The sequence below is a fragment of the Saccharicrinis fermentans DSM 9555 = JCM 21142 genome, assembly GCF_000517085.1.
Classification (GTDB): domain Bacteria; phylum Bacteroidota; class Bacteroidia; order Bacteroidales; family Marinilabiliaceae; genus Saccharicrinis; species Saccharicrinis fermentans.
Window position 1 is genome coordinate 2,375,614 of sequence record NZ_KI912107.1, and the last position, 13,808, is coordinate 2,389,421.

16 protein-coding genes are annotated in these 13,808 nt (G+C 38.0%); 1 reads left to right on the forward strand and 15 read right to left on the reverse strand.

Going from position 1 to position 13,808, the window contains the following annotated elements:
* Positions 1 to 3: 3 nt before the first annotated feature.
* The 10 genes from rpmB to CYTFE_RS0109295 all read right to left on the reverse strand — a co-directional run bounded on the left by rpmB (position 4) and on the right by CYTFE_RS0109295 (position 8,819).
* Positions 4 to 246, reverse strand: a complete 243-nt coding sequence (gene rpmB / locus CYTFE_RS0109255) for a 50S ribosomal protein L28 (RefSeq protein WP_027471566.1) — start codon at positions 244 to 246, stop codon at positions 4 to 6.
* 144 nt (positions 247 to 390) lie between these two features.
* Positions 391 to 1,638 carry a competence/damage-inducible protein A gene (locus CYTFE_RS0109260; RefSeq protein ID WP_027471567.1) on the reverse strand — a complete coding sequence of 416 codons (1,248 nt, stop codon included), beginning with the start codon at positions 1,636 to 1,638 and terminating at the stop codon, positions 391 to 393.
* Positions 1,639 to 1,682: 44 nt separating this feature from the next.
* Positions 1,683 to 2,918, reverse strand: a complete 1,236-nt coding sequence (locus CYTFE_RS0109265; protein WP_027471568.1) for a M48 family metallopeptidase — start codon at positions 2,916 to 2,918, stop codon at positions 1,683 to 1,685.
* 159 nt (positions 2,919 to 3,077) lie between these two features.
* The gene (locus CYTFE_RS25860) at positions 3,078 to 3,701 is read right to left on the reverse strand and encodes an energy transducer TonB (protein WP_081735959.1); all 624 of its coding nucleotides are present in this window, start codon (positions 3,699 to 3,701) and stop codon (positions 3,078 to 3,080) included.
* Between the two features lie 198 nt (positions 3,702 to 3,899).
* A complete protein-coding gene (locus CYTFE_RS30345; protein WP_152541707.1) occupies positions 3,900 to 4,118 on the reverse strand; it encodes a hypothetical protein in 219 nt (72 codons plus the stop codon).
* A complete protein-coding gene (locus tag CYTFE_RS29925) occupies positions 4,063 to 4,200 on the reverse strand; it encodes a hypothetical protein (RefSeq protein ID WP_154665644.1) in 138 nt (45 codons plus the stop codon). Before CYTFE_RS29925 ends, CYTFE_RS30345 begins: the two co-directional genes overlap by 56 nt.
* 158 nt (positions 4,201 to 4,358) lie before the next feature.
* The gene (locus tag CYTFE_RS0109280) at positions 4,359 to 5,135 is read right to left on the reverse strand and encodes an amidohydrolase (protein WP_044262703.1); all 777 of its coding nucleotides are present in this window, start codon (positions 5,133 to 5,135) and stop codon (positions 4,359 to 4,361) included.
* A 10-nt stretch (positions 5,136 to 5,145) separates the two neighbouring features.
* Positions 5,146 to 6,540, reverse strand: coding sequence for a D-alanyl-D-alanine carboxypeptidase/D-alanyl-D-alanine endopeptidase (gene dacB, locus CYTFE_RS25865; RefSeq protein ID WP_052343112.1), 1,395 nt, complete (start codon positions 6,538 to 6,540; stop codon positions 5,146 to 5,148).
* Positions 6,537 to 7,577, reverse strand: coding sequence for a DUF6340 family protein (locus CYTFE_RS0109290; RefSeq protein WP_027471570.1), 1,041 nt, complete (start codon positions 7,575 to 7,577; stop codon positions 6,537 to 6,539). The genes dacB and CYTFE_RS0109290 overlap by 4 nt, the downstream gene beginning before the upstream one ends.
* Positions 7,578 to 7,655: 78 nt before the next feature.
* Positions 7,656 to 8,819: an iron-containing alcohol dehydrogenase gene (locus tag CYTFE_RS0109295; protein ID WP_027471571.1), complete on the reverse strand. Its 1,164-nt coding sequence runs from the start codon at positions 8,817 to 8,819 to the stop codon at positions 7,656 to 7,658.
* Positions 8,820 to 9,521: 702 nt separating this feature from the next.
* On the opposite strand from CYTFE_RS0109295, the gene CYTFE_RS0109300 reads away from it, so the two are divergent.
* Positions 9,522 to 9,887 (forward strand): LytS/YhcK type 5TM receptor domain-containing protein, encoded by a 366-nt coding sequence (locus CYTFE_RS0109300; protein WP_027471572.1) that lies wholly within the window; start codon positions 9,522 to 9,524, stop codon positions 9,885 to 9,887.
* 75 nt (positions 9,888 to 9,962) lie between these two features.
* On the opposite strand, the gene CYTFE_RS25870 is transcribed toward CYTFE_RS0109300, so the two are convergent.
* The 5 genes from CYTFE_RS25870 to CYTFE_RS0109325 all read right to left on the reverse strand — a co-directional run bounded on the left by CYTFE_RS25870 (position 9,963) and on the right by CYTFE_RS0109325 (position 13,806).
* The gene (locus CYTFE_RS25870; RefSeq protein WP_200871479.1) at positions 9,963 to 10,859 is read right to left on the reverse strand and encodes a DNA adenine methylase; all 897 of its coding nucleotides are present in this window, start codon (positions 10,857 to 10,859) and stop codon (positions 9,963 to 9,965) included.
* 175 nt (positions 10,860 to 11,034) lie between these two features.
* Entirely contained in the window at positions 11,035 to 11,262 is a 228-nt protein-coding gene (locus CYTFE_RS30350; RefSeq protein ID WP_027471573.1) for a hypothetical protein, read from the reverse strand.
* Positions 11,262 to 12,716 (reverse strand): hypothetical protein, encoded by a 1,455-nt coding sequence (locus CYTFE_RS0109315; RefSeq protein WP_027471574.1) that lies wholly within the window; start codon positions 12,714 to 12,716, stop codon positions 11,262 to 11,264. Before CYTFE_RS0109315 ends, CYTFE_RS30350 begins: the two co-directional genes overlap by 1 nt.
* Entirely contained in the window at positions 12,716 to 12,976 is a 261-nt protein-coding gene (locus tag CYTFE_RS0109320; RefSeq protein ID WP_027471575.1) for a hypothetical protein, read from the reverse strand. Before CYTFE_RS0109320 ends, CYTFE_RS0109315 begins: the two co-directional genes overlap by 1 nt.
* Positions 12,973 to 13,806, reverse strand: coding sequence for a hypothetical protein (locus CYTFE_RS0109325; protein WP_027471576.1), 834 nt, complete (start codon positions 13,804 to 13,806; stop codon positions 12,973 to 12,975). Before CYTFE_RS0109325 ends, CYTFE_RS0109320 begins: the two co-directional genes overlap by 4 nt.
* Positions 13,807 to 13,808: the final 2 nt, after the last annotated feature.

The following is a 13,808-nucleotide window of genomic DNA, read 5'->3' on the forward strand; positions in this document are numbered from 1 at the left end:
CTCTTAAAATTTAGTTATAAAACCTTTTTCTTGTGCGGATTTCAAAGCAGCATATAAACCAACCTTGTTGATCATTCTAAGCCCAGAAGCCGAAACCCTTAGGTCTACCCAACGCTCCTCTTCCACTAGGAAGAATCGTTTCTTAAATAGATTTACATCAAATCTTCTTTTGGTTCTCCTTTTGGAGTGGGAAACATTGTTCCCTACTAAGAACCTTTTTCCAGTTATCTGACAAACTCTTGACATCTTTATACCGTTTTTTCGGATACATTTTTCAAACAGGGTGCAAAATAACTATTTTTTATTGTAAATAACAAATTTACACCAACAAAAAGCATATATTTTTCACACTTAATTATATAATTCCTTCACTAATTAACTACAAAATGATCAGCTCAAATCCTCTTCCACCATCTTTTTAAGCATTACTAAGGCCATTTCTGTTGTGCGCATAATATTTCGTTCCCGAATATAACCAAAGCTATAACACTGACTCACCACCCTTTGCGGACCAGCCACAGCTATCCAAATAGTGCCCACAGGCTTTTCTGGAGTACCTCCATCAGGTCCTGCAATACCCGAGGTAGCTACAGCATAGTCTGTTCCTAAATTATACCTGGCTCCCATAGCCATTTGCTCTACCACTTCTTTACTTACAGCCCCAAAATCTTTTAATGATTTCTCTTTTACAGCAAGCATGCCCATCTTTACATCGTTATGATAAGCAACAACGCTACCTCTAAAATAACTGGAACTACCAGGATACATAGTAATTTGATGTGCAATATTTCCTCCCGTACAACTTTCAGCCGACGACAAAGTTAATTTATGTTTATTAAAAAGAGAGGCCAACAACTGCACCGTTGCCACATCATCATAACCTAAAATGGCATCCCCAACAATACCTTTCAATTGTTCAATAAGCAAAAGGATCGCTCCCTCTATTTTCTCCTTATCACTTCCTCTACCCGTAAATCGAAGACGTATCCTACCGGGAGCAGGCAAATAAGCCAGTTTCACAAAGTCAGGAATACTACGCTCAAAATCCACCAACATCTCGGCCAATACCGCCTCAGGAATATTATGAATAAGCACTGTACGATGCACAATAACACCCGTATCACACCGTGCAACCAATCGGGGTAATATTTCTGTTTTCATCGCATGCTTCATTTCTGATGGAACCCCCGGCATAGACACAAAAATAGTACCCGCATCCTCAAACCACATGATAGGTGCCGTCCCTACGGGATTTCGAATTACCTGACAATTACCGGGCACCATAGCCTGCTGACGATTAAAATCATTGATATCCTTTACCCGTCCTGTCAAAAAGTGCTTAACATCTTCCAACACCTGTTCATTAAACACCAATTGACTATTGAAATATTTACACATGGTCGTTTTGGTAATATCATCCTTTGTTGGCCCCAAACCACCAGTTATAAGCACCACATCTGCTCTTTTCGATGTCTCTCGTAAAACATTTAAAATCTCATTCTCATCATCACCAATAGAGTTAATACGAGTCAACTCAAGCCCCACTTCATTTAGTTGTTTGCCCATCCATGCCGAGTTAGTATCCACCACTTGACCGATGAGCAACTCATCTCCTATTGTAACTATTTCTATTTTCATTATATATCAAAAATATCGTTATACATTCAGCACAGTTCTTTCCATTAACTATACTTGTTCAAGGCCTTTATCCGGGATAACAAGGGAGGATGAGAATAATGAAAAAACACAAACCAAGGATGTGGAGTAAGATTACTCAAAGCATTTACTGAAATCGTTTTTAATGCCTTTATCAAAGATTCTGCATTGTGATATTTAGCCGCAAAAGCATCTGCTTCATATTCATTTTTACGGGAAATCAAAGTAGAAAACAAACCTGCAATACCGGAAATAGGACTATAGAGAATACCAAAAGCGATTAAACCGATATGAAAAGCAGGCTCTTGAACCCCCAATGCCTGAGAGAGTTCTGGCGAATACACAAATAAAGCAAACACATACAACATAATCCCCGTTTGCATGATGCCACTGATCATTCCCCATAGAGTATGTTTCTTTTTGTAATGACCTATTTCGTGCGCCAGCACACCTACAATCTCATCCACTTCCAAATCCTTCACCAAAGTATCATACAAAACAATTCGTTTTTTAGCGCCTAAACCACTAAAGAAAGCATTGGCTTTGGTACTGCGCTTAGAGCCATCCATCATATAAATATTATCCAGTTTAAAGCCTACTTTTTCACAAAATGCCTGAATGGCTGTTTTTAATTCGCCATCCTCAAGCGGGGTTTGTTTATTGAACAAGGGCAATAACACAGAGGTGTAAAACATCGTCATTAAAAGCATAAAACAAGTCATCAACCCCCAAGCATACAGCCAAAACAAATCACCGGCCAGCTGAACAAACCACATGATCAATGCCAATATGCCGCCACCCAATATAGCTCCAATCAACATTGATTTAAACAAATCAAGCACAAATATCTTAGGAGTGGTCTTATTAAACCCAAACCGCTCTTCAATCACAAATGTACTATACAAGGAAAAAGGAAGATTTAATAAAGCTGAACCAAGTCCCAGTGCACCTAAAAATAAAATGGCCCTTAGAATTTCATGATCAGTAAAGTTTAAAACCCAACGATCTAACATGGAAAAACCCTGAAAAAACAACATCGCCAACACCAAAACAATACCATAGACCGATGTAAACCAACCATACCTATAATTGACCCTTGAATATTGTTGCTGCTTCGCATATTTGCTGGCATCATAAATACCTTCCAATTCAGCAGGTACCTTATCACTCCATTGTGTTGTATTTAGATAAAGCAAAAAACGATCCCAAACGAACTCAATTACTATAAAAAAAACTATCAAATAAAAAATTGGTGTATACATAAAATAATTACATTATAAATAGAAATTCAAATTCCCACAACAACTTCGGTCTCTCATTAAATTCCTTATGAAGGTTCTAAAAGTACCACAAAGGTAAAACAAAAGGGAATTTATTCAGTGAATAAATTCCCTTATATGCGATGATTTATAATTTTTAATCTAATACATCTGATAATCCCTAGGAGTACCTCTTTTGGTTTCAACGACCAGTACGCCATTTTTAGCGTCCTCACCATACATCGCCACTGCCTTCTCTCCTTTAACAACCCGAATTGATTTTATATTGTAATACTCAACGGTTTTAATTCCCATTACTTTTTTATTATCAAGCACAAACAAGGGTGGTTGCCCCTTGGCATAAAATGGTTGTAATTGCTTTGACAAATTCCTGTTGGCATCTGTCAAATAAAAGCCTACTGGAATAGTTACCTTACTCGCCACGGCTGTACCACCAACTTTTGCAGGCTTCCACTTCTTCATGCCCTCCACCAACCTAAGAGCTTCGTTATCAATGCTTTTCGTTAAGCCTTTTTCTACCTGCACATTATTCACGAGCCCCTTGCTTGTTACAACAAAAGAAACCAACACCTCACCTTCTGTTTCTTTCACCAAAGCATCCAGAGGATACGCAACATTCTTACGGATATATTTTTTAACATTCCCACCATATTTACCAAAAACAGGAACCTTATCTACCGATGTATATACTTTTTCAGTCACCTGTGCCATTCCACCCCAGGAAAACATCAGTGCCATACTAAAAATAAAAACGAAGCTCTTCATAACAAATAGTATTGGTTTTTCCGAACAATCCTACTACAAAAATGATGCCCTGAACAACTTTTATCAACACTGCATTCCACTCATTTTCCTAACAATAGACCAATCTTGTTCTTATCAACTCCAAACGCTTACATATTCTTACTACATCTCATCCTTACTGTCCAATGTAAAAATTCATCCCAACACCTGATTATAAATCTATTTTGAACGATCCCTTAGTTGGTCTATTTTCGAAATCACACTACGAATATCCTCCATTGTATCCGGTTTACTTTGCCTATCTTTTCCAATTGAATGTTGGCTTACATTAGCAGAATCAGATTGAATGCTTTGTATATTACTTTTCTTTTTAGAGCGTATCTCAAAATCCGCTCCCGGATATATCCTCACCTTCTTCAAATCCATCCACTTCTTCATACCTAACAAAATCAAATTTATCCAATAAATCCTTAAAGAACTTAACTTCGCTATCCTCTATTGTTACCTTAAAACTTTTCATATAAACAGTGTTAATACAACCATCATTTTCTAAAACAAAATCATTGAGGCCAAATCTCGAACCACAAAAATATAATTTATATAATATTTAAACAATTACAACTATCATTCTATTAAATTAAACGATAAAATTGTTAATATGCAATAAAAAGACAAAATTCAATCTAAAAAAAGAGTAAAATCATCCGCATCTGAATAAGTTGGAAACTTTTTTCTAAAAGAAACAAGAGACAACATATCTAACCTGCAGTAAGCTATTGAATTAAATTTATGGTTCATATTAAGCAGAACCCTTCCCTTAAAGTCAATCACCTGAGACGCTCCGGAATAATGAATTCCGCCCCCTTCTCCTACCCGATTAACAGCACACACATAACATTGATTTTCAATAGCTCTGGCCTTAAGTAGGACGTCCCACACATCTTTTCGGACCGTTGGCCAATTTGCCACATAAATAGCCAAATCGTAATCGCTTCCATTCCGGCTCCATACCGGGAAACGCAAATCATAACATATCTGAGGAAGAATACGCACACCCTTATAAGTAAGGACAGTACGCTGTTTTCCTTGTGTATAATGCAAATCTTCTTGACCTGGGCTAAACAAATGTCGCTTATCGTAATATCTAACTTGTTTATCGGGCGTTACAAACAAAGCCCTATTATAAACTTTACCATTCTCTTCAATGGCCTGTGAGCCCATAATGGCAATTGCACATTTCTCAGCCATCTCCTTCATCCATTCTACAACTTGTCCATCCATTCCTTGTGCGATACATGAAGTATCCATGGAAAATCCTGTTGCAAACATTTCAGGCAACACCAACAAATCAACATGATCCTCTAATCCCTGAAGTAGGTGCGACAAGTGATTCAAATTAGAACCTGCTTGCTCCCAGGCAATATCGTTTTGAATAAGTGCTACTTTAAATGCCATATTAAATATTTTAATTCTCCAGCAAAATATGGGTTATTACATCATCCATAACCATCCTAACCTGTCGAGTTGACACAAGGTAATTATTGCTAATCATACAAAAAGCCGTCTTTTTACCAGCCAAGCTTGTTGCATAACCACAATATCCCAACACACCTTCAAAAGAACCGCTCTTTCCTATAATACGACCTTTTAGATCAGGATTTTTAAAAACACTACGCAAGGTACCCGATTCTCCTCCTCTGGCCAACGATGCGGCATAAACGTCAAAATGATCACTATTCCGGTACATCCACTCCAGCAACTTCACCATACCATCTACCGAAACCAAATTCTTCGGCGTCAACCCACTGCCATCCCTCAGTCGAAAATGAGTATCGAAATCTATTTTATCCTGCCAAAACTCCCTTACCACCGCATTACCATTATCCCACGACCATCTTCCCTTTATTTCTTTACCCAGGGTCAACAAAAGCTGATCGGCAAATAGATTATTACTTTTATGGTTAACCACTTTAATAATCTGAGAAAGTGGTGGTGATTGATAGGTAAAAATAGGAGTGCGTCTCCTCTGACCCTTCAGACTAATTTTTCTATTACAATGAATTTCAACACCCTCTTTGTCCAGATACTTCATCAAATAATTGACAAATGCTTCCTGAGGCTTTGGTAAAGCAGCTTTTATCTTAAAAGAAGAACGATGTTGCGGAATCGAACCTTCTATCCACCACTGCTCTATTTCGCCAAGACCATACACATAGGCACTATCTTTACTATGAGAAGCTGCCACAGCCTTACAGCGCAATCGATAAGGCTTTATATCAGGATCTACGGACACAACCTTGCATTCCGTTCCCACCTCGCCAGAACGTAAGGTAATTACAGCAGTATTGTCATGCCAGTTAAAACCTTGCGGTGACGCACCATAATAATTACCCATATCTTCCCACAACCGGGGAGCCGAATAACTCACCTGAGCACCTAATACACGAATACTTCCTTCCACTGACTGAACGCCTATTCTCTTCAGGTGTTTTAAGATATCTGCAAAAAAAATATCAGGGGCTGTTTGGGGGAAGTATTTAGAGCCCAATGTTGGATCTCCATCCGATTCTACAAGCAAATCACCAATTAGCTTACCATTTTCAAGCGATCCGGTATAGGAAAAAACAGTTTTATACGTATAATTCTCTCCCAATAATTCCAATGCTGTTGCAGTGGTGATCACCTTCGTTAACGAAGCTGGCATTAAACGCAGGTACGCATTATGCGAGACCATTGTTTCACCACTTATCAGATTCTGAATTTTCAAAGCTGTGCTGGCTCCCTTATCACCAATATCTAACTGGGCTCTACCACAAGCAAATGACAGCAATAAAACAATTATTAAAAGACTTACCTTCATTGAATAGCTCCTATTTGTTCTTTCAACACCTCAACTGAATTAACACGTTTGCTCATATACATAAAGTATTTCACCATGCGCCTCCTATCATCAACGACAACAGTCTTCTTTAATTGACTATAAACACTCATTCCTTCCTTAAGCCAGTATAAAGCCGATTCATAATCACTTAAAATCTCAGCTGCCAGTGCCAGATTATATGCGGCTCTTGCCTTCACTTTTTTTTGCGAATGATCAAAAACATATTTCCAGAGTTTAATGGCTTCTCCCCAATTCTCCGCATTAACAAATTCAGCAGCCTGAACAAAATGATAATTCCCTGCAACATAGTAACCTCTTGTCTGCGTTTCCCACACCGGTGCCAGGTAATCTGCTGCCTGTTCACCCAAATATTGAGCCAAATCACCCAGTCCCCCTTTAATAGCAGGTAGTCCATTGGCTATCTGTGTGATATTACCACCAGTAACGTCCCATGATATGGTATCCTTTTGCGTTTCACGATAAATCACTTTCTGGCTTAAATTATTATATCCTCGCCACAATATGGCACCTCCAGCATCCAGGTAACCCAATAAATCTCCATCAAACATCCTTTCCACTTGAATTTTAGTACCATATAAATATTTTTCGACAGCAACGACAGCTTGTGCATCATACTGTTGGCATAAGTCGTCAACCTGCTTCCAACTCAAAGCCCTGTTAATAAACCGCTGGTCTTTCTTCAATGGATCAACATGTAAATATACCGAATCAAAAAAGTTTCTACGCTGTAATTCTTCCTTGAGTGCCAACAAGGTCAATTCAGAAAACGCATCCAGCCAGATGGTATCAATACTTAACTCTGATCCCAAAGTATTTATATGATGAACATCTTTACCCCTAAAAGGCACCGAATTATCTACCAATACCACAGACTTAACCTCGGGCTGAACCGTATGTTTAGCAGGCATCAAAACATCCATATTGAATGTTTGATAAGTTACACATGATGCAAACAACACAGAAACCAGCAGTATAAAAAAACTTCGAAATAACATAATTGTTTTTTAGTGACAATATCGTTTATATAGCAAAAAAAATGCCTAAGTTCATTTAATGGATCAATATGACCATTTCTATTTACTCATTTTTAAAATAGCCGTAACATCTTCTCCATTGAGCCTTTTAAAATAGCCGATGGGTCCAAACTGACATGCTTTCTCACCCATGACTTTAAAATGCTCTGATGGTATATCAACATCCGACAACGAAGCTGGCATATCCAGAGATGTAAAAAACGCTCTAATCGCCTCAATGGTTTTAGTGGCTGCCAGCATAGCTTCACTTTCTTCAATCCCGAATACATTCTTTCCCAAACGAGCAAATTTAAATGCATTCCGTTCATTCAGAACAAACTTCATCCAATTGGGAAACAAAATAGACAAGCCTGCTCCATGCGTGAGGTCATAAATAGCACTCACCTCATGTTCTATCATATGGGTTCCCCAATCACCCGACATCTTACCGGTAACCATCAAGCCATTCAATGCAATACTTGAGGCCCACATCAAATTAGCTCTCGCCTCATAATTCTTAGGCTCTTTGATCGCAATTGGCCCATATTTCAAACATGTTTTCAAAATACCCTCTGCCATATTATCTTGCAAATCCGTTCCCAAATCAGGTGTAAAATATTGCTCAAAGATATGGCTCATTATGTCCACTACGCCTGATGCTGTCTGCCACTTATTCACAGTAAAAGTCAACGTTGGATCCAACACCGAAATTTTTGGTCTTAAACACTCGCTACTTGTTGGTAACTTCTCCTGCGTTTCATCATTGGTAATAACCGAACTTCCATTCATTTCAGATCCGGTAGCCGCTAATGTAAGAATGGTACCTAAGGGCAGCGCAGTTTCTGGTACGGCCTTTCGGATATAAAAATCCCAAACATCACCTGGATAATTTACACCAGCTGCTATGGCCTTTGAACCATCAATAATACTACCTCCTCCAATAGCTAACACAAACTCAATTTTCTTCTCTCTACAAATGGCAATACCCTCTCTCACACTAGCCAAACGCGGGTTAGGTTGAATACCTCCCAATTCCTCTATATAAATATCTTTTTCCTTCAATTCACTTTTTACGGCATCCAACAACCCACTCTTAACCACAGAACCTTTCCCATAAGTAATTAAAACCCTTTTGCCAAATGGTAATATTTCATCGGCCAACTCATTGATTTTATTTTTTCCAAAAAGGATCTTTGTTCCTGCCTGATAATTAAAATTTTTCATGACTATTTATTTTTAGTAATTGGAAACATCAAAGAAAAACATCATTTGTAAAGTAATAAAGATAATCTGCATGAATACCATAACAACGATTCTCAACCGTAAATATTTTACTACTAAACAACGTACGAAAATAGTAACACACACTTTTTTAACCTGAGCTATTCTTAAATTATTTATTACAACACGAAGATGCCTGAATAAATCAGTTTAAATGGTTCGCCTAAATTAATTAACCTTGCTAAAATAAGCAATGTTCTAACCACATTTGATTTTGAATCCCTAAATCAAAACAATTTTACGCTCACCCTGTACCTACTGTTTAGTAGGCAAACAAATTCAAACTGTACATCAACGACTTACAACCTCAAAAACAAGCCATTAACTCCACAAGTATATCAATGACAACCTGTCTTCGTGATATCTTCTTCATGACAACAATGATTCTGTGGATAAAATTACCAGAACACCCCATCCAATACAACCCCAGCTTTATACCTGGCCCAATTCTCATGGTTCTCTTTTACCCTTTCGTAATCGGCAATTTTCGACTACATAGCCACATCACGTAACATACTGCCTTATTGGCCGTATAGTCAATAATATTTACTCAACTCTAAACCAATTTTCCCCTTTAGGATGGATAAAAATGAGCCTAAGCAATGCTCATTAAGTTTTGGATGCTATTAAACACAACAAGGTTTCATGGAAAATTCGATCATTATAGAGTTATTACAGAACACAGGTCTCTTATTGGCTTTCACCATGCTTTATGGAAATTTCTGGATAAAAAATAAAAACAACAAACCCATAGGCACCAAAATACTCATTGGCATCATCTTAAGTGGTATTGGCATTGTACTCATGTACACTCCTTGGTATTGGGTACCCGGAATAGCTTTTGACACACGTTCTGTAATGATCTCTATCTCTGGTTTATTTTTCGGTCCAATACCTACTGTAATAACCATGATTACCACCAGTATCGTTCGTTATTCGATGGGCGGAGACGGTATGTGGATGGGTATTTGCGTTATTATATCATCAGGACTCATTGGTATACTTTTATAATTGAAAAATCGGAATGTCCCTTTTTTTAAATCGGAATGTCCCTTTAAAAATATGTGTAAAGATAATAAAAGCAGCTTAATAGCTGCTTTTATTATCTGTGGTGGTGCTTTGGTATATTGGTTGACACAATGAGCCTGAAACGCTTGTATTACCCTTACAAAGCATTATATCAGTATACCCGGCATTATGGTTAACCTTAACAGGCATTTCATATTTAATTGCACCATCAAAAGGGTTGTTGGCCTCGAGGTTCTTTTGTAGCCAATCACAAAGTTCTATTATACTTGACTTATCAGACGTGAAATAAAAGTACGATGTATCTTTTAATGTGTTGAGAACATCTAAATAATCAGCTAAACGCCAGTAGTTGTTATATGTTCCTACCTCAGTGCTCAGATAAGGTGGATCGACAAAGAAAACAACATTATCAATGCCTTTGTATTTGTTGAAAAGTTCTTTGTAATCGTATTTTACAATGTGCAAACCATCTAAGTACCCGGCAACATTGTAGTTTGATTTACGGACACAATTATACATGGTCTGTTTTTCTAAATCCTTTAAGCTTTTTGAGTAGTTCATGCTGAACAGCAAAGAAGATGAAAGCGTAATATAATCCACAAAGCCTTTTTGTTCCTCATTTTGGATGTAATCAATAACCTTTTGCTTAATCTCATTGGGTATCTTCTTATCCGGTGGACAGTCTTTAACCAATACCCTGATATGCTCAAGCATGCGGTTTGTTTTATCTACATGTAATAACCGGGTGTGATAATCATCGTAATCGTTATACACCACCTGAGCATCCGGGCGAACGCTTTTTGCTGTGTGAGACAATAAGCCACTTCCCCCAAATAAATCAATAAAAGTGTTGGCTGTTTTAAACTCGTTTAAAGCTGATTTAAACAGTGTTAAAAACCGTCTTTTTTGCCCCATGAAAGGCAATGGGGCACTTGTGTAATTCTTAATACTCATTTGTGTTTTGTTATTTATATATTTGTAGTCTCTCTGGCAATAATTAATTAAAAAAGGTGCATACACACCAACCCAAGGCATTTTGCCTCCGGCGTGGTGTGTATGCACCTTTATTGTTAGTAGAAGGTCAGAGAGCTACTAACGGAGTCGGGGGCTCTTTTTACCCCATTGTTTTTTATTCTTTCATATACAGCTTTGAACTGTGGTTAATAAAAGGCAACTGATCACCTAGCCCAAGACATAAACCTTTTAAATTACTTGCGTCAGGAAATAGATTATCAGAATCTCCATTTAAGCCTAATTCGAATCCTAACAATTGGCTAGAATCATTTGGATAGAACTCTGCTTTTTCGGGCGATAAACCTAAAACCTGACCTTTATATGTGCTATCATCATCGTACATTATCCTGGTAAGTTTTGGGCTTGAACATAAATACGAGCTTTCCAATAACGGATATACATCTTTTCGGCTGCGTCTGCATCATAGCCTTCATCTAAATTACCTGCACTTATTAACCCGTTTTCATCGTAATTCACGTAAGGAGTTTCGTATAAATCGAGCTTTATCCATGTGGCTGATGCTAGTGTAGCATCTGTTTTGCTGGCTTTGATTTCGACGCAGCGAGGTTTGTCTAAATAGACTTCTTGTACATAGCCTGTATCGGATGTAAAAGCTAAACCATCATCGGCAGAGGCTATAAATGTTTCGCCAACATCTCTGGTTGTGCCGGAAGCTGTTAAACTTATTGCTTCGGTGCGAACTATGTAGGTGCTGCCGTCGGTTAAATCTGTACCAGGATAAATGGCATCTCCTAAATCGGCATCGGCGTTAACCTGATTACCATTACGCACTGCCCGTTCTCCTAATGCTTTGAGCGTGTTTACATGTCGTAGCTTGCCAATATCCTGTATGGCTGTTTCGGCATAGGCATTGGTAGTTTGGTCGGTAATATTACCATCATCATCTATATTGGTGTACGTGGTGAAATCGGCTGGTATTTCGGCTACTGCGCCTTCTGGATATTTACCTACATATGAAGCCTTATAACTCATGCTCGCAGCTGTACATCCAGGGACTAAGTAAAAGTTTTCGTTATCTGCATCAATAAACAAATCACCGTCTGTTTGGTATTTGCAGCCGATTAAATAATCGGATGAAGAACCACCGTATACAGTAGCCATACGGGTACGTATATTTTCTAATTTATCATCATCGGTATCGCCAACAGGTGCAGCATAGTCTGTTTCATCTGCATCCTGATCTCCTCCGGTAAATTTGAATGTGCAATTGTGGAATAATGAATATTGAAATTTTGGAGAAATTTGAATATTTAAATCACATTCAGAGTATACATTACTATATGTATATGTAGAGTTACAACCGAACGTACTTAGTGATATTTTCGAATTATAAAATGTATTATTATAACGAATCGCATAACCAGTAATTACCAATTCAGTAGTTATACTATCGAATAAACACGACTGAGCTGCTCTCTCAATCGTATCGTCTTTATAATAAATGTAGCCGATCTTACTAAAAATCACATCCCTATAAGTTGCTCTAAACAAGTTACTACTACATAATTTATCAAAATTCTGAATTCTTAAACCTAAAAAATAGCTATAATTAATATAGCTAATAAAATTTGATAACAATGTTCCATCTATTATAATATAGCCATCACCATATATGTGTCTAGCAGATGTTTCTGCAAGGGATTCGTTATGATATCCTTTTACGTAAATCGGACTTAATCCTGCATCAATCGCACTCTGAATACTTCGCTTTGGAGTATCCCAACTCAGTCCGTCATTTTCACTATTACCGTAATTAGTTACATAACCAGTTGCCATTATACTTCCTCCTCTATTTCTTCTACACTAAACGTGTGTGATTTAACGGTGTACCATTTTACATTAATGTATACACGGGTAGCAGTGAATTTTAATCCATCTTGCTCAACTGTCCATGTGCAAGTATCATCAACTAAATCGCTCATGTCGGTAAAGTCTATGGTTGCAAATACTTCCTGTGCATATGTTAAGAATGCTTCTGATTGCTCCTCGTAGGATAAATCAGGGTCAAATATTATGTCATCTGTTATTGTTGTCATGCGCTAAAATTTATAAGTAAAACACCTTGTTCGTAACCGCTTTCGTATGCCAATTCGTAAGTGTAATCGCCTGCGGCAACTGCTATAGGTAAATCGGCTACTACGCTATCGGTAACTATTTCTATTTCGCTGTCATCATCGGAGTTTACCAACTTAACGCTTGTTAGATTAGTGAATTTTGGTACAGAGACAATACTGGTAGCTGCACTAAAAGCCGTTGGTATGCTTGTGTGACCTATTAGCGAGAATCGTTCCTGTGAGGTACCCATATTACTCTCCGCTATCTCTTTAACTTCCTCAATTGCGGCTTGTACATTTTCGGCCTCAAAGTCGTTTTCGGAGTTGTCGAAACTGGTTTCTATTGCTGTGCTTGTACCACCACCATCCTCTCTCAACCAGTCCAGTTCCTCCCTTAACCCCACCACATCATCAATCGTAATTTCACCAATCGTAGAGCCTTGATAAGCCCAATGGGCTGGATGGGTTTCGGGGTTTTCACCTACTGGTGCATTTTCTTTAAGTCGGTAAAACTTTTCGGTTTGAAACTGAGGGTCTGCACTTGCCGGATTACTAAAACTTACGTATTCGGCCACTAAAGCATCAAATACGTAGTTTTTTTCAGGATCATAAACGCCTACCTGTTCAGGAGCCACAACCGCTTTAACATCCATTTTAGAATCCAACAAAGTTTGTAGCCCATCAATGGAAGCGGAAGGGATCTGCTCGTCTTTATGCCAAAATGAATCCATCCATGCCCAAAACTGAGACTGCGTTGGTAATAATCCTGTTTTAAACCAGTTTTTTAGCGTATTTATAGTCTGTTTGCCCATAT

Excerpts from the sequence above, each read along its gene's own strand:
- rpmB (WP_027471566.1), bottom strand. The coding sequence starts at position 246 with ATGTCAAGAGTTTGTCAGATAACTGGAAAAAGGTTCTTAGTAGGGAAC.
- CYTFE_RS0109260 (WP_027471567.1), bottom strand. The coding sequence starts at position 1,638 with ATGAAAATAGAAATAGTTACAATAGGAGATGAGTTGCTCATCGGTCAA.
- CYTFE_RS0109265 (WP_027471568.1), bottom strand. The coding sequence starts at position 2,918 with ATGTATACACCAATTTTTTATTTGATAGTTTTTTTTATAGTAATTGAG.
- CYTFE_RS25860 (WP_081735959.1), bottom strand. The coding sequence starts at position 3,701 with ATGAAGAGCTTCGTTTTTATTTTTAGTATGGCACTGATGTTTTCCTGG.
- CYTFE_RS30345 (WP_152541707.1), bottom strand. The coding sequence starts at position 4,118 with ATGAAGAAGTGGATGGATTTGAAGAAGGTGAGGATATATCCGGGAGCG.
- CYTFE_RS29925 (WP_154665644.1), bottom strand. The coding sequence starts at position 4,200 with ATGAAAAGTTTTAAGGTAACAATAGAGGATAGCGAAGTTAAGTTCTTT.
- CYTFE_RS0109280 (WP_044262703.1), bottom strand. The coding sequence starts at position 5,135 with ATGGCATTTAAAGTAGCACTTATTCAAAACGATATTGCCTGGGAGCAA.
- dacB (WP_052343112.1), bottom strand. The coding sequence starts at position 6,540 with ATGAAGGTAAGTCTTTTAATAATTGTTTTATTGCTGTCATTTGCTTGT.
- CYTFE_RS0109290 (WP_027471570.1), bottom strand. The coding sequence starts at position 7,577 with ATGTTATTTCGAAGTTTTTTTATACTGCTGGTTTCTGTGTTGTTTGCA.
- CYTFE_RS0109295 (WP_027471571.1), bottom strand. The coding sequence starts at position 8,819 with ATGAAAAATTTTAATTATCAGGCAGGAACAAAGATCCTTTTTGGAAAA.
- CYTFE_RS0109300 (WP_027471572.1), top strand. The coding sequence starts at position 9,522 with ATGGAAAATTCGATCATTATAGAGTTATTACAGAACACAGGTCTCTTA.
- CYTFE_RS25870 (WP_200871479.1), bottom strand. The coding sequence starts at position 10,859 with ATGAGTATTAAGAATTACACAAGTGCCCCATTGCCTTTCATGGGGCAA.
- CYTFE_RS30350 (WP_027471573.1), bottom strand. The coding sequence starts at position 11,262 with ATGTACGATGATGATAGCACATATAAAGGTCAGGTTTTAGGTTTATCG.
- CYTFE_RS0109315 (WP_027471574.1), bottom strand. The coding sequence starts at position 12,716 with ATGGCAACTGGTTATGTAACTAATTACGGTAATAGTGAAAATGACGGA.
- CYTFE_RS0109320 (WP_027471575.1), bottom strand. The coding sequence starts at position 12,976 with ATGACAACAATAACAGATGACATAATATTTGACCCTGATTTATCCTAC.
- CYTFE_RS0109325 (WP_027471576.1), bottom strand. The coding sequence starts at position 13,806 with ATGGGCAAACAGACTATAAATACGCTAAAAAACTGGTTTAAAACAGGA.